Origin of the sequence: Duganella hordei (genome assembly GCF_040369125.1) — a bacterium.
In the GTDB taxonomy this organism is placed as follows: domain Bacteria; phylum Pseudomonadota; class Gammaproteobacteria; order Burkholderiales; family Burkholderiaceae_D; genus Rugamonas; species Rugamonas hordei.
On sequence record NZ_BPWI01000009.1, the window covers coordinates 103,158 to 119,172 of the forward strand.

Sequence of the window (16,015 nt, forward strand, 5' to 3'; positions counted from 1 at the left end):
AACGCGCTTGTCAGGCCGGCACCGCGGCGAAGCGCTGAATCGAAAACGGGGCGATCGGCGTCGACGTGCTTCCTGTGTCGATCAGTTCCGCCATCACGTCGCCGACACCAGGACCGAGCTGGAAGCCGTGGCCACTGAAGCCGAAAGCGTAATACAGTCCGGGAACGCGCGTGCTGGGCCCCATCACCGGCAGGTCGTCGCTCATGTAGCCCTCGATGCCGCTCCAGACCCGGATGATGTTCAGACGTGACAGCGCGGGCGCCAAGCGGGCCAGCTGGCGGAACTGCGTCAGCGTGTGCTCGGGTTGGACATAGGCGCGCCTGGTGTCGATGTCGGCGGGACCCCGCCCGCAGCCGCCGAACACGATGTTGCCGCGCTTGACCTGGCGAAAGTACAAGCTTTCCTCCAGCAGTTTGGTGGCGACGCCGACCGCCGGCGCGATGGCATAGGGCATCGGTTCGGTCACCGCCATCTGCGGGCCGCGTACCGTCATCGGCGCCGCTTCGTCAAAGGCGGCCGCCATGCGCCCGGCCCATGCCCCGCTGGCGATCAGCAGCGTCGGGGCACGGAAGCTGCGGCCGTCGGCGCAACTGGCGCGGAAATCCACCCCGTCCTTCTCCAGTTCCAGTACCTCGCACTGTTCGACGATCGTGGCTCCCGCGCGTACCGCGGCGCGTGCGAAGGCCGGAGCGGCCAGGCGCGGATTGGCGTGGCCGTCGCGCGGCGACAGCGAGGCGGCCTGCACCTCCGGGCCGAGGAAGGGATAGCGCTTGCGCATCGCCTCGCCGGCGATCAGCTCCAGATCCAGCCCGTAGTGGCGGGCTTCGCGCGCGTAGTCCTCCAGCACCGCCGCTTGCTCCGGGCGGTAGGCCACGCGTAGATGACCGGATTGCAGGAATTCGATGTCTTCGCCGATCAGTTGCGGCAGCTTGCACCAGATATCGAAGGCGCGATTGGCCAGCGGCAGCTGCGGCAGGAAGCGCGCCTGCCGCCGCACGTTGCCGAAGTTGACGCCGCTGGCTTGCTGCCCCACCAGCCCTCGTTCAAGCAAGATCACCGACAGGCCGCGCCGGCGCAGGAAAAACGCGGTCGACGCGCCCATCAGGCCACCTCCGACTATCAGGACATCGGCTTGTTGCGGCACGCTCATTGCTGTTCCTCGCGGGTCTGGATCGATAGGGGTTTGACGGGGGCCTGGCCGCGCAGGCGGCCAACCTGCTCCAACGGCACGCCGCAGGCATGGGCGATGACCTCGGCGCCGGCCTGGGCGCAGTAGCGGCCCTGGCAGCGGCCCATGCCGACCCGGCTGAAGGCTTTGGCGCGATTGGCTTCGCTGGCGCCGAATTCGGTGGCGACGCGGCGCAGTTCGCCGGCGCTGATGCATTCGCAGCGGCATACCAGCGCCTCGTCCGGCAAGTCCGCGGCCTGCTGCTTCGGCCACGGGAAGGCGCGCACCAGGCCTTGGCGGAAGCGCTCCATCGTGTAGCGGATGCCGAGCAGGGCGCTGCGTCGTTGTTCATGGTCCGGCACCGGACGCCCCAGGTCTTGCAGGATCGCCAGCGCTGCCAGCCGGCCCGCGTTCTCGGCGCCGTCCGCGCCCAGGATGCGGGCGCCATCTCCCGCCAGGTACACGCCGGGCACCGAACTGCGGCCATCCTCGCTCACTTGAGGAAACCACTGGCGGCCGGCGGCGTCGAAGCGGAATTCGCAGCGCGCCAGGTCGGCCAGCTGGGTCTCCGGCCGCAGGTGGTAGCCCATGGCGACGGCGTCGCCGGCGTAGCGGCGTTCGACGCCGCGCCGGTCGCGGATGCGCAGCGCCTGCACGCCGTCGTCCGCGCTGCCTTCGATTTCCAGCGGCGTCACGCCGGACAGCACGGGAACGCCGGCGCGCCGCAGCATGGCGATGAACCGCAGGCCGTTCCACAGCAGCGCGGGACGGGCCAGCAACTGAGGCAATGCGGCGATCTGGTCGCGCAGCCGGGAGGTGTCGAGCACGGCCGCGATATTCGCGCCGGCCTTCAGGTACTGCATCGCGACCAGGTAGAGCAGCGGACCGGTGCCCACGAAAACCACCTTGCCGCCGATGGCGCAAGCCTGCGACTTGAGCGCGATCTGTGCCGCGCCGAGGCTGTAGGTGCCGGCGTATTGCCAGCCCTTGAGCGGCATCAGGCGGTCGGTGGCGCCGGCGCAGATCAGCAGCGCGTCGTACTGCAGGCGGCTGGTGCCGTGCCGGCTGGCGACGTGCAGATGGCCTTCGCTGACGTTCCAGGCCAGCGTGTCGGGCCGATAGTCGATCCGCTCGCGCAGCGCGTCGAAGCAGCGGTGCAGGGACTGCGCGCGCGTGGCTTCGCTGCCGTACAGCGTGGCGTACGAGCGGGTGAAGTTTTCGGGCTGGCGGCGGTAGATCTGGCCGCCGTCGCGCCGTCCTTCGTCGATGACGATGGGCCGAATGCCCGCCGCGCACAAGGCCTCGGCCGCGCGCACGCCGGCAGGTCCGGCGCCGACCACGATTACGCGGGGTTCAGCCATGCCGCCTCCGTATTCCTGGTGATGATGCGCATGCCTTCGGCGATTTCGGTGGAGCAGGCGCGCAGGCGCGCGCCGTCGGCGGTCCATACCCAGCAATCCTGGCAGGCGCCCATCAGGCAGAAACCGGCGCGGCGGCCGTCTCCGAATTCAGAGCTGCGCAGGGAATTGGCGGCGCCCAGTATGGCCACCAGCAGCGTGTCGCCCTGCAGCGCCCTGGCCGGTTCGCCGTCGATGAAGAAGTGGACCGGGGCGCGATCCTGCTCGGCCAGCCGTACGAAGCGCGCGCTCATGCCACCTCCTCGGCGCAGGGCGCTGCATGCTCAAACAGCGCCAGGTCGGCGCCGCTGTGATGGCACAGGATGGTGCCGCCGTGCTCCAGGTGCTGCTGTGGCGGCGGCAGGCGGTTGCAGAGACCGTCGACGCGCACCGCGCACCGCGGCCGGAAGGCGCACAGGGCGCCGCTGTCGGCAGCGGTGTCCGGCGCCAGCGGCGGCAGCGCGTCGGCGCCGCGCGCGCAGACCTGGTCCAGCCAGCCCTGGCGCAGTTGCGGCACCGATGAAATCAGCAGCTGCGAATACGGATGGAAGGGTGCGTCGGCGGGCGCCGCGCGCGGCCGCGACTCGACCTTCTGGCCGGCGTACAGCACCACGATGTCGTCGCAGATGGCGCGCACGGTGTTGATGTCATGACTGATGAACATATACGATACTTTCAATTCGCGCCGCAGCTCGGCCATCAGGTCGAGGATGGCGGCTGCCACCACCGTGTCCAGCGCCGACGTGATCTCGTCGCACAGGATCAGGTCCGGCTCGGCCGCCAGCGCGCGCGCCAGGTTGATGCGCTGCTTCTGGCCGCCGGACAGCTCGCCCGGCAGGCGGTCGGCGATCGCCGCCGGCAGCTTGACCAGATCGAGCAACTGCAGCACGCGGCGGCGGCGCTGCTCACCGCGCAGGTTGTGATAGAAGGTCAGCGGCCGCGCCAGGATGCCGCCGATGGTGTGGGCCGGATTGAGCGCCGTGTCGGCATTCTGGAATACGAACTGCACCCGCTGGTGCTGCTCGCGGGTGCGTCCGTGCCCGCAGGCGGGCAGCGCACCGCCGTCGAGCAGCACTTCGCCGCGCGCGCCCGGCACCATGCCGGCCACCACCCGCGCCAGCGTGGTCTTGCCGCAGCCCGATTCGCCGATCACGCCCAGCGTGGCGCCGCGCGCGATGGTCAGGCTGACGTCGTTGATGATGCGCCTGGACGGCAGGCCGCTGGCGTCCGGCGCGCCGTAGCCGGCCACCAGGTTGCGGATTTCCAGCAGCGGCGGCGCCAGCCGGGTCAGCGCGGGCGCCGCGACGCCGATATCGCGTTCGGCCGGCGTGGCGGCGGCCAGCAGGCTTTGGGTGTAGGGATGGGCCGGCGCTTTCAGCACCTGCGGCGTGGCGCCGTTCTCGCGCACCTCGCCGTCGCGCAGCACGACGATGCGGTCGGCCATCTGCGTCACCACGGCCAGGTCGTGCGAGACGTAGACCGCCGTGGTGCCGAGCTGGCGCACCACGTCCTTGAAGGCGCGCAGCACTTCGATCTGGGTGGTGACGTCCAGCGCGGTGGTCGGTTCGTCCAGGATCACCAGCGCCGGGTCGGTAATGAACGCCATGGCGGCCATCACGCGCTGCAGCTGGCCGCCCGAAACCTGGTGCGGATAGCGTTTGCCGATGGTTTCCGGATCAGGCAGCGCCAGCGCGCGGAACAGGTCGACCGCCTTGGCCTCGGCCTGGGCGCGCGGCAGCGTGCCGTGGATGCAGGCGCTTTCCACCACCTGGTCCATCAGCGTGCGCGCGGGATTGAAGGCCGACGAGGCGCTTTGCGCGATGTAGGCGACGGTGCGGCCGCGCAGGCTGGCCAGCTGGCGCGCGTCCAGTTCCAGCACCTGCTGCTCGCCGACCCGTATCGAACCGCCGGCGATGCGGCAGCCGCTGCGGGCATAGCCCATCAGCGACAGCGCGATCGTGGTCTTGCCGGAGCCGGACTCTCCGATCAGGGCCAGCACCTCGCCCGGATTCAGCGCGAAGTCCACGTCCTTGACGATGGGGACGTCGAGGCCGGCGTCGTTGCGCGCGACCACGCGCAGGCCGCTCACTTGTACCAATGGTGTCATCGGGATTCCTTGGCGTGGCGCGTGTTGCGCAGGTTATCGATCAGCAGGTTGACGCCGATGGTCAGCGTGGCGATCGCCAGCGCCGGCATCAGCACCGCCGGCGCGCCTTCGCTCAGGCCGCCGATGTTCTCGCGCACCAGCGAACCCCAGTCGGCGTCGGGCGGTTGCACGCCCAGGCTGAGGAAGGACAGCCCGCTCAGCAGCAGCACCGTGAACACGAAGCGCAGGCCGAAGTCGGCCAGCACCGGCCGTATCATATTGGGTAGCACTTCGACGCAGGCGATGTAAGACCTTCCCTCGCCGCGGGCGCGGGCGGCCTGGACGAACTCCATCGCCTGCACGTTGACGGCCAGCGCCCGCGCGATGCGGTAGGCGCCCGGCATGAAGCCCACCGCGGCGGTAACGATCAGCAGTGGCACCGAGGAGCCGAACGAGGCCACCATCATCAGCGCGAACATCTTGCTGGGGATGGAAATGAGCGCGTCGAGCGCGCGGCTCAGCGTGGCGTCGGCCCAGCCGCCGGCGACCGCCGCGTACAGGCCCAGCAGGGTGCCGGTGGCGCTGGCCAGCACCGAGGCGGCCAGCGCCAACGCCACCGTGTAGCGGGCGCCGTACAGGACGCGGCTCAGCATGTCGCGGCCCAGGTAGTCGGTCCCCAGCGGATACTGCCAGCTGATGCCGCCGAAGACGTCGGGGTCGACGATCTCCGCCGCGTCGTGCGGCGAAATGGATGGACCGCACAGCGTCACCGCCAGCCAGAACAGCACGATGGCCAGGCCGATCCAGGCCAGCGGCGGCAGCGAAGCCAATGCGGGCAGGCGCGGACGGAACACGCGCGCAAGGCGGGCCGGGGATGGGGGAACAGGGCGCTTCATAGATTGCGTAACCTCGGGTTGGAGACGATTGCACAGATATCGGCCAGCATCACCAGCAGCAGGTAAGCGCCGCAGAAGATCATGGCGCAGGCCTGCACCAGCGGGATGTCGCGGGTGGTGACGGCGTCGATCATCAGGTTGGCGATGCCGGGATAGTTGAAGATGCTCTCGACGATCAGCACCCCGCCCAGCAGATACGACAGGCTGAGGGCGACCGCGTTGGCGATCGGGCCGATCGCGTTCGGCAGCGCGTGCGCCAGCACGATGCGCACCGGCCGCGCGCCTTTCAATCGCGCCATCTCGACGTAAGGCGCGCGCAGCTGATCGATGACGGCTGCGCGTGTCATGCGCGCCATCTGCGCCACGATCACGCAGCACAGCGTGAACACCGGCATCGCATAGGCCGCGAGGAACTGGCCCAGTGTCGCGATGTCGGCGGTGTGCGACAGCGCCGACAGCCAGCGCAGCTTGACCGCGAACAGCAGCACGGCCAGCGTGGCGATCAGGAATTCCGGCACCGACACCAGCGACACCGCCAGCATGTTCATGCCGCGGTCGAACAGCGAGCCGCGGTACATCGCCGAGACGATGCCAAGCAGCAGCGCCAGCGGCACCGAGACGGCGGCGGTGGCGCCGGCCAGCACCAGGGAAGACGGCAGGCGGGTCGCGATCAGCGTGCCGACCGGCTGGCCGTTGACCAGCGAGTTGCCGGCGTCGCCCTGCAGCAGGTGCAGCAGCCAGCGGCCGTAGCGCAGCGGGGCCGGGTCGTCGAGGCCGAATTGCAGACGCAGTGCGGCCACCGTTTCCGGCGTGGCGGCCTGGCCCAGCGATTCCTCGGCGGCGTCGCCCGGCAGCAGGTTGGTGATGGTGAAAACCACCACCGACACGATCAAGAGCGTCAGCGCCGCCAGCGCCAGGCGGTTGATCAGCAGTTTGGCTATGGTGCGGTTCATCCGGGCCTCAGTGCAGACGGTCTTGCAGTTTGTAGTAGGCGCCGACCAGCGGCAGGAACCAGGCCTTGCCGAAGTAGCCCGGAATCGCCGGCCATTCCAGGCCGCGCCACGGATTGCAATCGCTTCGGCCGGCCATCACCTCGGCCATCTGCTGGCCCATGTGGACCGACATCTGCACGCCGTGGCCGCTGTAGCCCAGCGAATAGAACATGCCCTCATGCTGGCCGGCGCGCGGAAGGCGGTCGGCCGTCATGTCCACCAGGCCCCCCCAGCAGTAGTCGATGGGTGTGCCTTGCAGTTGCGGGAACAGCCGGGTCATGGTGTCTGCCAGGATGGCGCCGCTCTTGGCGTCCGATTTGGGATTGGACAGCGCGAAGCGGGCGCGCCCGCCGAACAGCAGGCGCTGGTCCGGGGTGATGCGGAAGTAGTTGCCGATGTTCTTGGTGGTGACGTAGTTGCGGCGGCCGGGCGCGATGCGGTCCAGCTGCTCCTTGTCCAGCGGCGCGGTGGCGATGATGAAGCTGCCCACTGAAACCAGCCTGCGGCGGAAGTAGGCGAACGGACCGAGGCTGGAGTTGCCGGTGGCCAGAAACACCTGGGCCGCGTCCACCGGGCCGCGCGCGCTGCGGACGCGGAAGCCGCCGGCGATGCGTACGATGTCGTCGACCGGCGCATCCTGGTACAGCTGCGCGCCGGCGCGCACCGCCGCCTCGCCCAGGCCGACCGCGAATTTCCCCATGTGCATCTGAGCGCCCTGGCGCTGCAGCAGGCCGCCGTAAAAGCCGGACGATCCTACCTCGCTGGCCAGTTGCTCCGGCGGCACCAGCTCGATGCCGGGATCTACGCTGGCGCGCAACTGCTCATACACCCGTTGCAGCTTGGCGTAGTGCTCCGGCTTGGCGGCCAGTTTCAGCTTGCCGCAGCGCTGGAAGTCGCAATCGATGTTTTCCTCCCTGATCAATCGCTCGACCGTGTCGACCGCCGCGTCGTAGGCCTGGTAGAAGCTGCGCGCCTGCGGTTCGCCGATGCGGGCGCACAGGTCGGCGTAATCGTGCGCCAGCCCGGTGTTGCACTGGCCGCCGTTGCGGCCGGAGGCTTCGCCGGCAATCCGGCCCGCCTCCAGCAGCACTACCGAGGCGCCGCGCCGTGCCAGCGCCAGCGCCGCCGACAAGCCGGTAAAGCCGCCGCCGACCACCACCACGTCGGCGCGCACGGGCACCTGTCCCTGCGCGGCGCCGGTAAAGGGCGGGGCGGTATCGAGCCAGTACGATTCAAGCTTCATGTTTGCTCCCAGTGGGCGGGCGATTACAGTCCGAGCAGGGCCGGCAGGCCGGACAGGTCCTTGATCTCGTTGTAGCCGTAGTGGGGCGTCGACGGTTCGTGGCCACGGTTGACGAAGACCTTGTTCTTGATGCCCAGGCTGCGCGCGGGCATCAGGTCGTAGCGCAGGCTGGACGACACGTGCAGGATGTCGTCGGGGCTGCAATTCAGGTTGTCGATCATATATTCGAAGGCGGCCAGGCGCGGCTTGTAGGCCTTGGCGTTTTCGGCGGTGAACACCTGATGGAACGGGGCGCCCAGCTTCTCGACGTTCTGCATGATTTGCGCGTTGGCGGCGTTCGAATAGATCACCAGCGGGAATTCCTTGGCCAGCTTGGCCAGCGGCTCCGGTACGTCGGCATGCGGGCCCCAGGTCGGCACCGCGTTGTAGTAGCTTTGCGCCTCGGCCTCGGTGACCGGCACGTTCCAGCGCTTGCAGGCGCGGAACAGCGCGTTCTTGACCACCTGCTCGTATGGCTTCCATGCGTCGAGCACTTCGTCCAGGCGGTAGTCGGCGAACAGCATCACGAATTCGTCCATGCGCTCGGCCGGGACGCGGTCGGCGAAGATTTCGCGCGTCATGTCGGCCATGCGGAAGCGGGTCAGGGTGCCGTAGCAGTCGAAGGTGATGTATTTGGGGCGTAAGATGCTCATCGTTGGTCCTTGAAGGTTAGTGAAGCAGGTTGCACAGCTTGCGTTGGCGTTGTGTTCCGCTGACATTCATTACACCATAGCCCCTGCTGCGCTTTATTCCGTATTGCCGCCTCCTTGAAACAGAAACAACGGTTTTTCCCGACTCCGACAGCATACCTTGCTGCGGCCCCTGCGCGGCGCGGCCGGCGCGACGCCGGTTGTCGCGGACATACGGTAACAGCCGTCCGCCAGAGGGAAAACGGCACCCGGCGGCGGTTTTGGCCGGCTAAGCACGATCTACGGCTGAGGCCCGAACTACACAAGCTTGCGCCTCCCGCGGCCATGACGACCGCATTAAATGCTGCGCGTTCGCGCTTAGCATAAGCCATGCAGCTTTCATTCCAGCCGTCTCCCGGCTCACCAATCAGTCTACTAAGGAATTCCGCGATGCCCAGCTTTCATCCCGACCAGGTCCAGGTCCATAGCGCCCACTTCATCGGCGGCCAGTATGTCGCCGCCAGCGCCGCGCTGGAAGTGCGCCGGCCATCCGACAACCGCGCCTACGCCTCCCTGCCGGTAGCCGACGCGGAACTGGTCGACCGCGCGGTGGAGAACGCGTGGCAGGCTTTCAAGACCAGCAATTGGGCGCGCCAGGCGCCGCGCGACCGGGCGCGCGTGCTGCGCCGCTGGGCCGACCTGATCGAGGCCGACGTGGCGCAACTGGCGCCGCTGGAGGCGGTGGGGTCGACCCGTCCGATCGCCAACGCCGCCGCATGGGATATTCCGTTTACGGCCGAAGGCATCCGCTTCTTCGCCGAATTCGCCGATAAGGAGGGCGGCGACGTGGCGGCCACCCGCAGCGACCAGTTCGGCATGACGGTGGCCGAGCCGTATGGCGTGATCGGCGCCATCGCGCCGTGGAATTTCCCGCTGGTGATGGCCTCCTGGAAGATCGCGCCGGCCCTGGCCGCGGGCAACGCCGTGGTGCTGAAGCCGTCGGAACTGACGCCGTTTTCCGTGCTGCGGCTGGCGGAGCTGGCCATTGCGGCCGGCATGCCGCCGGGGATCTTCAATGTGATCCAGGGCGACGGCCGCGTCACCGGCGACGCCCTGGTGCGCCATCCGCGCATCGCCAAGGTGACCTTCACCGGCTCGACCCGCACCGGCAGCGCCATCATGGCCGCCTGCGCGCACAGCGGCACCAAGCCGGTGACCCTGGAACTGGGCGGCAAAAGCCCGCAGCTGGTATTTGCCGACGCGCCGGACCTGGACAAGGTGGCGCGCATGGTGGCCGGCGCCATCGCCGGCAACGCCGGGCAGGTCTGCGTGGCCGGCTCGCGCCTGATCGTGCAGCGCAGCGTGGCCGATCGCGTGGTCGCAGGCATCGCCCAGGCCTTCCAGGCGTTGCGTCCTGGCCACACCTGGGACCAGGACAGCACGCTCTCGCCCATCATCAGTCCGGCCGACGCCCAGCGCATCGACGGCATGGTCCGGCGCAGCGTGCAGGCGGGGGCGCGCATCGCCGCCGGCGGCGCGCTGGCGCCGTTCGGCGGCGAGGGCGCGTTTTACCAGCCGACCATCCTCACCGGCGTCGGCGCCGACATGGAAGCGGTGCGCGACGAGATCTTCGGCCCGGTGCTGACGGTGCAGACCTTCGACGACGACGACGAGGCGCTGGCGTTGGCCGACCATCCATCGTACGGACTGGCGGCCGGCGTCCACACCGCCGATATCGGCCGCGTGCTGCGCTGCGTGCGGCAGCTGGAGGCCGGCACGGTGTGGGTCAACCGCTACGGCCGCAGCGACGATTTCGTGCTGCCCACCGGCGGCTTCAAGCGCTCCGGCATGGGCAAGGACCTGGGCCGCCAGGCTTACGAGGCGAACCTGCGGCACAAGACGGTGCTGATCGATTTCGCGCTCGAAAGCGGGGAGTAGGGCGCTCTTGCTTGGGGCGGCGGGCCCGATTCGGCACTGGGCTGGTGCGGGCGGCTGGCATGCAGCAAGGCGTGCTGATTCTGATTCGGAAAACAATTATTTCTGTTTTGTGACGGGGCGATTACAGGATAAACGAGAGATCTGCCCATGTTGTAATCAGTCTCAGTAGACGTTTCATCTAGTACATTCACACCTAACCAGGAGTTTGTCATGTATCCCACCCGTCACCGCACCTTGGCCCTGTTCTTGGCTGCCACCTACCCGCTGGCGGCGCTTGCCGGCGAGGCCGATCCCGCCGCACCGCTGGCTGTCGCAGCCGCCGCAGCCGGTGACGCCGGCGCGGCGGCCTCCGCGGAAACGCAGACCGAGCCCAGAAAGCCGGACGTGGTCGAGGTCAGAGGCGCGCGCCAGAACTATCGCGCGCTGTCGGCCACCGGCGCCACCAAGACCGACACGCTGCTCAAGGACTTGCCGCAAAGCGTGCGCGTGCTCACCGCCGACCTGCTCAAGGACGTCGGCGTGACCAACCTGGCCAGCGCCCTCGATCTGACCAGCGGCATTTCCCGCCAGAGCAACCTGGGCGGCCTGTGGGACAGCTATGCGATGCGCGGCTTTACCGGCGACCCCAACTTCGGCTCCGACTACCTGGTCAACGGCTTCAGCTCCAGCCGCGGCTACAACGGCCTGCGCGATTCGGCCAGCACCAACAGCGTCGAAGTGCTGAAAGGGCCGGCCTCGGCGCTGTACGGCCGTGGCGAGCCCGGCGGTACCGTCAACATCACCACCAAGAAGCCGCGCTTCGAGCCGGCCTATATGCTGGAATTGTCGCTCGGCAGTTTCAATACCTGGCGCACGGCGGTCGACCTGACCGGCCCCATCAGCGAGACCGTGGCTTACCGCCTGAACGGCGCCTACGAAAAGGGCGACAGCTTCCGCGACACGGTAAAAACCGAGCGGTCGTTCCTGTCGCCGTCCTTCATCTGGCTGATCGGCGACAGCACCACCCTGTCGTACGAGGTGGAGGCCAGCGAGCAACGGGTGCCGTTCGACCGCGGCGTGGTGGCGGTCAAAGGCGTACTGGGACTGGTGCCCAACTCGCGCTTCCTGGGCGAACCGGCCGACGGCCCGATCACGGTGAAGTCGCTGGGCCACCAGGTCTTCCTGCAACATGAGTTCAACGGGGACTGGAAACTGCAATCGGGCCTATCGTACCGCGACAGTTCGCTCGACGGTTACTCGACCGAGGCCAATAACCTGTTGGCCGACGGCCGCACTTTGCGCCGCCAGCGCCGCTACCGCGACTTCTCGGCGATCGACGTTTCCGGCCGGGTGGAATTGGTGGGAAAATTCAGCACCGGGTCGCTGGTCAACAACATCCTGGTCGGCGCCGACGCCTACCGCTTCAACGACCGCCGCATCCAGCTGCGGCGCAACCCGAGCGCCACCAACGCCTATGCGATCGACATCTACAACCCGGTCTACGGCGGCGTGGCCGATCCTTTGACCCAGTCGATCAACACCAAGGAAGAGCAGCGCGCCCACGCCTTCTATGCGCAGGACCAGATCGACCTGAGCGACCAGTGGAAAGCCTTGCTGGGAGTACGCTCCGACACCTATGACCAGACGGTGACCAACTACCGCCTGAACGTGTCGAACAGCCAGTCGCTGACCGCCACCAGTCCGCGCGCCGGCCTGGTGTATCAACCGATATCGACGATATCGCTGTATGCCACGGCGGCCAAGGGCTTCCGCCCGAACAGCGGCATCAGCATCGACAACAAGGCCTTCCCGGCGGAGGACAGCCGCTCGTACGAGGTCGGCTCCAAGCTGGAAACGGCCGACGGCAAGATCACCGGCACGCTGGCGCTGTACCACATCAAGAAGTCCAATGTGCTGACCACCAATCCGCTCAACACCGATTTCTCGGTGTCCGCCGGCGAGGTAGGCAGCAAGGGCGTGGAGCTGGACCTGTCGGGCGAGATCGCCACTGCCACGCGCCTGTCGGCCGCCTATGCCTACACCGATGCCACCGTCACCAAGGGCGACAACACCATCGTCACCGGCAGCCGCTTCCCCAATGTGCCGAAGCAAAGCGCCACCGTGGTGCTGACCCGTTCCTTCGCGCTGGCCGGCGGCACGGCGTCGCTGGGCGGCGGCTTGAATTATGTCGGCGAGCGGCTGGGCGATGTCGCGGTCTCCAGCAACTTCATGCTGCCCGCCTATACCACGGCCAAGCTGATTTCCTCCTGGTCGCCCAACAAGAAGGTACGCGTCTCGCTGAACGTCGACAACCTGTTCAACAAGAAGTACTACGCCAGCTCGTACAGCCAGGTCTGGGTTTCGCCCGGCATCGAGCGCACCATCACCTTGAATCTGCAGTACAAATTCTAAGCGGAGCTGACATGAAAAAAATCGGAAAATTGATGGTTGCCTGCGCGCTGGCCGCGGGCGTCGCCGGCGGCGTGCAGGCGCACGGCATCTGGTTCGCGCAGCGCGCCACCCAGCTGGCTTTCCTGTACGGCGTCGGCGCCGACGACCTGGATTCGCTCAAGCGCCTGCCGCAGGTGACCTCGGTCGACGGTTACGACGCCGACGGCAAGCCGGTCGCCACCAAGCTCGAACCGGATGGCCGGCTGGTGCTGGTCAACCTGGAAAACCAGCCGGCGGTGGTGGCGGCGGTGCTCGACAACGGCACCTGGAGCAAGACCCCGGACGGCAAGTGGCACAAGAAGGGCAAGGACGAAGTACCGAACGCCGTCGTTGCCGAGCGCACCATCAAATACGCGGTGCACCTGCGCACCGCCGTCAACGCGCCGATCGGAGCGCTGCCGCACCAGACACTGGAGATCGTTCCGGTCGAGTCCAGATTGCCGGCCTTGCTGGGTCAGCCGATCAAGCTGCGCGTGCTGTATCAAGGCAAACCGGTGGCCGGCGCCAAGGTACTGCAGGACTGGCTGAACGACCCCGATGGCGCGCCGGTGCTGAGTGGCGCCGACGGCACCGTCACGCTGAATGTGCGCAACCAGGGTTTGAACGTGATCGTTGCGATCTTTGAGTCGCCGTCCGATCAGCCGGCCAAGTACAACCGCATCGAGCATCTGGCCTCGCTGTCGTTCGTGCTGCCGCACGCACCGGAGTAAAAGGGGCCAGGCGGCGCCGCCTGATCAAGAGCGCCGCATTCCTTAAGGAGCAGCATCATGCAGAAAATTCTGGGCTGGCTGGTATTGAGTGCCGCCGCGCTGGCCGGCGGCCTGGCCGGCGCGCACGGTTCGGCGACGGCCAACCACGGGGGCATCGTCCAGACCTCGGGCGAGACCTGGCTGGAGCTTGTGGTGAAGGGCGATACCCTGCAGCTGTATCTGCAGGACGATGGCGACGATATGCCGACCGCCGGCATCAGCGGCAAACTGACCTTGGTGAAGGGCGCCGCCAGATCGGAGTTCACGCTGAAGCCGGCCGGCGGCAATCTGCTGGAGGCCAAGGCGCCGGGTGCGGTCAAGGGCAGCAAGGTACTGGCCGTGCTGACGCTGGATGACAAGAAGACCAAGGTCAGCACCACCTTCGAGATCAAATAGGAATAGGATGGTTTGTGCGCCAGCGATGGCGCATTTTTTTTGTCTTAATGCAGTATTGAAGCGCCGGATCACAGGTCCAGCACCAGCAGCGCTCCGCGCGCGCGTGAACAGCACGGCGTGAAGCGGTCGATGCAGAACGGTGGCAGACAGCGGTCGCGTTGTTCAGGCTCGCCTTCCAGCACGCCCGTGACGCAGGTGCCGCAGACGCCCTGGCCGCAGGACGACGGAATGACGATGCCGGCATCGGCCAGCGCCGCCAGTGCGGTGACTCCCGCATCGACCCTGACCACGCGTCCGGAACTGGCGATCTTCAGGTCGAACGGTCTGTCGGCGGAGGTGTCGGCGGCTCCGGTCTTGAAGTATTCTCGGTGTACCTGCGCGGCTGGCCAGCCATGAACGACCGCGGTCGCGCAGACCGCGTCCATCAGCCGCTCCGGTCCGCAGACGTAGACGTGGCTGCCGGGAGTGCTGCTGGCCAGCAGCGCATCCAGGTCCAGGCGGCGGGGAGGGAAATGCCAGTGCACGCGCTGGCGGAAGCCGGAACCGCGCAACTCCGTGCGGAATGCCGCATGGTCCTCGGCGCGGCAGCAATAGTGCAGCTCGAAGCTGGCGCCTTGCGCCGCGAGGTGGCGCGCCATGCACAGGATGGGCGTGATGCCGATGCCGCCGGCGATCAGGATCGAATGGGCGGCGTCGGCGGCCAGGGGAAAGTGATTGCGTGGCGGGCCGACGGTCAGCATGTCGCCTTGGTCCAGCGCGTGCATGGCCAGCGAGCCGCCGAGGGAGTCCGCGCAGCGCAGTACGGCGATCCGGTAGCGATAGCGGTCGGACGGATCGCCGCACAGCGAATATTGACGCACCAAGCCGCCGGGAAGAAAGACGTCGATGTGGGCGCCGGGAGTGAATTCCGGCAGCCGCCCGCCATCCGGGGCGCTGAGTTGAAAACTGCGTATGCCTGCCGCTTCCGCCGACATCCGATCCACCCGCAGCTGCAATCGGGACGGCGTGCGGCGGCTGTGCAGATAGCTTAGCGTGCCGGCCCAGGCCAGCAGCGGGATGGACATGGCGCCCAGGAACAGCAACAGCTGGCCGGCCAGGCCACCCACCCAGCCGTAGTGTATGGCCAGCGCCCACAGATAAATCTTGTGGCCGGCCGGGTTGGCGCTGTAGGGGATCTGCTTGATTAGCGCGCCGCTGGCGGGGTCGAAATACAGATAGCTGTTGGCGTTGGGATGGGGGGCGTCGCGCGCCACCAGCTCCATCACCACCGGCTGGCCCGGCGCCTGCGGCAACCGCAGCTGGGCCTTTTGCAATGGCGGCGACAGCCGCAGCGCGTTCCGCCACATGGCGTCGATCGAGGGCGCGCTTGCGGTGGGGGCCGCGGCACGGGGCGGCGATACGCTGGAGATATCGATCGCGCGAGCCGCCCAGCCAAAGGCTTGCGGCACGCCGGTCAGCGCGCAGACCAGCAGCACTGGCGCGGCGTACATGCCGGCGGTGCGATGCAGCTGCAACTGCCAGGCGCGTCCCCGCAAGCCGGAGTCCATGCGCCAGCCGCGCTTCAGTTGTCGCAGGCTGGCGGGCCGCCACAGCCACAGGCCGCCCAACGCCATCGCGCCGCCCAGCAGCAGCGCCATGCCGCCGGCCGCCAGCTCGCCGCCAGGCAGGTATCCGAAGATATGCAGGCGCGCCAAAGTGCCAAACAGGCCGCCATACATTTGCTGGCTGCCCAGCACACGGGCGTTGCATGGATCGACATAGATCCAGCGGTCGTCGCCGAGCCGCACTTTGACGCTGGTGCGTCCGTCGCCGGCGATGCGGATCGTTCCGGGCGCGCCGCCATGCGGGTTGGCCTGCCGCGCGGCCGCCAACAGCGCATCCAGCGGCAACGACGCGGCGCAGGGTGCGACCCGCAGCAGATCGGCACTGACCAGCGGTTCGAGCTGCGGCCGGAATACCATGCCGGCTCCGGTCACGCCCACCATCACGAACAGCGCACCGAAGGTCAGCCCGCTCCAGCGGTGCAGTGGCAGCAGTCCGCGCTTCATGGCA

General features: G+C 67.8%; 13 protein-coding genes. 4 read left to right on the top strand and 9 right to left on the bottom strand.

The annotated features are described in order from the left end of the window. Positions 1-10: 10 nt before the first annotated feature. The 8 genes from ABWW33_RS20635 to ABWW33_RS20670 are packed head-to-tail and all read right to left on the bottom strand — an operon-like array spanning position 11 to position 8,474. Positions 11-1,150 (bottom strand): NAD(P)/FAD-dependent oxidoreductase, encoded by a 1,140-nt coding sequence (locus tag ABWW33_RS20635; protein ID WP_176651045.1) that lies wholly within the window; start codon positions 1,148-1,150, stop codon positions 11-13. Further along, a complete protein-coding gene (locus ABWW33_RS20640) occupies positions 1,147-2,529 on the bottom strand; it encodes an FAD/NAD(P)-dependent oxidoreductase (protein WP_353403514.1) in 1,383 nt (460 codons plus the stop codon). Before ABWW33_RS20640 ends, ABWW33_RS20635 begins: the two co-directional genes overlap by 4 nt. Then, on the bottom strand, positions 2,511-2,819 hold the full coding sequence (locus ABWW33_RS20645) for a (2Fe-2S)-binding protein (protein WP_353403515.1): 309 nt from the start codon (positions 2,817-2,819) through the stop codon (positions 2,511-2,513). Before ABWW33_RS20645 ends, ABWW33_RS20640 begins: the two co-directional genes overlap by 19 nt. Next, entirely contained in the window at positions 2,816-4,672 is a 1,857-nt protein-coding gene (locus tag ABWW33_RS20650; protein ID WP_353403516.1) for an ABC transporter ATP-binding protein, read from the bottom strand. The genes ABWW33_RS20645 and ABWW33_RS20650 overlap by 4 nt, the downstream gene beginning before the upstream one ends. After that, on the bottom strand, positions 4,669-5,547 hold the full coding sequence (locus tag ABWW33_RS20655) for an ABC transporter permease (protein WP_353403517.1): 879 nt from the start codon (positions 5,545-5,547) through the stop codon (positions 4,669-4,671). Before ABWW33_RS20655 ends, ABWW33_RS20650 begins: the two co-directional genes overlap by 4 nt. Continuing rightward, positions 5,544-6,500, bottom strand: a complete 957-nt coding sequence (locus ABWW33_RS20660) for an ABC transporter permease (protein WP_353403518.1) — start codon at positions 6,498-6,500, stop codon at positions 5,544-5,546. The genes ABWW33_RS20655 and ABWW33_RS20660 overlap by 4 nt, the downstream gene beginning before the upstream one ends. A 7-nt stretch (positions 6,501-6,507) precedes the next feature. Continuing rightward, a complete protein-coding gene (locus ABWW33_RS20665; protein WP_353403519.1) occupies positions 6,508-7,782 on the bottom strand; it encodes an NAD(P)/FAD-dependent oxidoreductase in 1,275 nt (424 codons plus the stop codon). A gap of 23 nt (positions 7,783-7,805) precedes the next feature. Beyond that, positions 7,806-8,474 carry a haloacid dehalogenase type II gene (locus ABWW33_RS20670; RefSeq protein ID WP_353403520.1) on the bottom strand — a complete coding sequence of 223 codons (669 nt, stop codon included), beginning with the start codon at positions 8,472-8,474 and terminating at the stop codon, positions 7,806-7,808. Positions 8,475-8,900: 426 nt separating this feature from the next. On the opposite strand from ABWW33_RS20670, the gene ABWW33_RS20675 reads away from it, so the two are divergent. From ABWW33_RS20675 to ABWW33_RS20690, 4 genes are all read left to right on the top strand, one after another. Continuing rightward, positions 8,901-10,388 (top strand): aldehyde dehydrogenase family protein, encoded by a 1,488-nt coding sequence (locus tag ABWW33_RS20675; RefSeq protein ID WP_353403521.1) that lies wholly within the window; start codon positions 8,901-8,903, stop codon positions 10,386-10,388. A gap of 210 nt (positions 10,389-10,598) precedes the next feature. Then, positions 10,599-12,779, top strand: a complete 2,181-nt coding sequence (locus ABWW33_RS20680) for a TonB-dependent siderophore receptor (RefSeq protein ID WP_176651036.1) — start codon at positions 10,599-10,601, stop codon at positions 12,777-12,779. A gap of 11 nt (positions 12,780-12,790) precedes the next feature. Continuing rightward, positions 12,791-13,528, top strand: coding sequence for a DUF4198 domain-containing protein (locus ABWW33_RS20685; RefSeq protein WP_353403522.1), 738 nt, complete (start codon positions 12,791-12,793; stop codon positions 13,526-13,528). A gap of 57 nt (positions 13,529-13,585) precedes the next feature. After that, the gene (locus ABWW33_RS20690) at positions 13,586-13,963 is read left to right on the top strand and encodes a hypothetical protein (protein WP_353403523.1); all 378 of its coding nucleotides are present in this window, start codon (positions 13,586-13,588) and stop codon (positions 13,961-13,963) included. A 68-nt stretch (positions 13,964-14,031) separates the two neighbouring features. Here ABWW33_RS20690 and ABWW33_RS20695 read toward each other — a convergent pair whose 3' ends face one another. After that, a complete protein-coding gene (locus tag ABWW33_RS20695; RefSeq protein WP_353403524.1) occupies positions 14,032-16,011 on the bottom strand; it encodes a PepSY domain-containing protein in 1,980 nt (659 codons plus the stop codon). Between the last annotated feature and the right edge of the window lie 4 nt (positions 16,012-16,015).

Excerpts from the sequence above, each read along its gene's own strand:
- ABWW33_RS20635 (WP_176651045.1), bottom strand. The coding sequence starts at position 1,150 with ATGAGCGTGCCGCAACAAGCCGATGTCCTGATAGTCGGAGGTGGCCTG.
- ABWW33_RS20640 (WP_353403514.1), bottom strand. The coding sequence starts at position 2,529 with ATGGCTGAACCCCGCGTAATCGTGGTCGGCGCCGGACCTGCCGGCGTG.
- ABWW33_RS20645 (WP_353403515.1), bottom strand. The coding sequence starts at position 2,819 with ATGAGCGCGCGCTTCGTACGGCTGGCCGAGCAGGATCGCGCCCCGGTC.
- ABWW33_RS20650 (WP_353403516.1), bottom strand. The coding sequence starts at position 4,672 with ATGACACCATTGGTACAAGTGAGCGGCCTGCGCGTGGTCGCGCGCAAC.
- ABWW33_RS20655 (WP_353403517.1), bottom strand. The coding sequence starts at position 5,547 with ATGAAGCGCCCTGTTCCCCCATCCCCGGCCCGCCTTGCGCGCGTGTTC.
- ABWW33_RS20660 (WP_353403518.1), bottom strand. The coding sequence starts at position 6,500 with ATGAACCGCACCATAGCCAAACTGCTGATCAACCGCCTGGCGCTGGCG.
- ABWW33_RS20665 (WP_353403519.1), bottom strand. The coding sequence starts at position 7,782 with ATGAAGCTTGAATCGTACTGGCTCGATACCGCCCCGCCCTTTACCGGC.
- ABWW33_RS20670 (WP_353403520.1), bottom strand. The coding sequence starts at position 8,474 with ATGAGCATCTTACGCCCCAAATACATCACCTTCGACTGCTACGGCACC.
- ABWW33_RS20675 (WP_353403521.1), top strand. The coding sequence starts at position 8,901 with ATGCCCAGCTTTCATCCCGACCAGGTCCAGGTCCATAGCGCCCACTTC.
- ABWW33_RS20680 (WP_176651036.1), top strand. The coding sequence starts at position 10,599 with ATGTATCCCACCCGTCACCGCACCTTGGCCCTGTTCTTGGCTGCCACC.
- ABWW33_RS20685 (WP_353403522.1), top strand. The coding sequence starts at position 12,791 with ATGAAAAAAATCGGAAAATTGATGGTTGCCTGCGCGCTGGCCGCGGGC.
- ABWW33_RS20690 (WP_353403523.1), top strand. The coding sequence starts at position 13,586 with ATGCAGAAAATTCTGGGCTGGCTGGTATTGAGTGCCGCCGCGCTGGCC.
- ABWW33_RS20695 (WP_353403524.1), bottom strand. The coding sequence starts at position 16,011 with ATGAAGCGCGGACTGCTGCCACTGCACCGCTGGAGCGGGCTGACCTTC.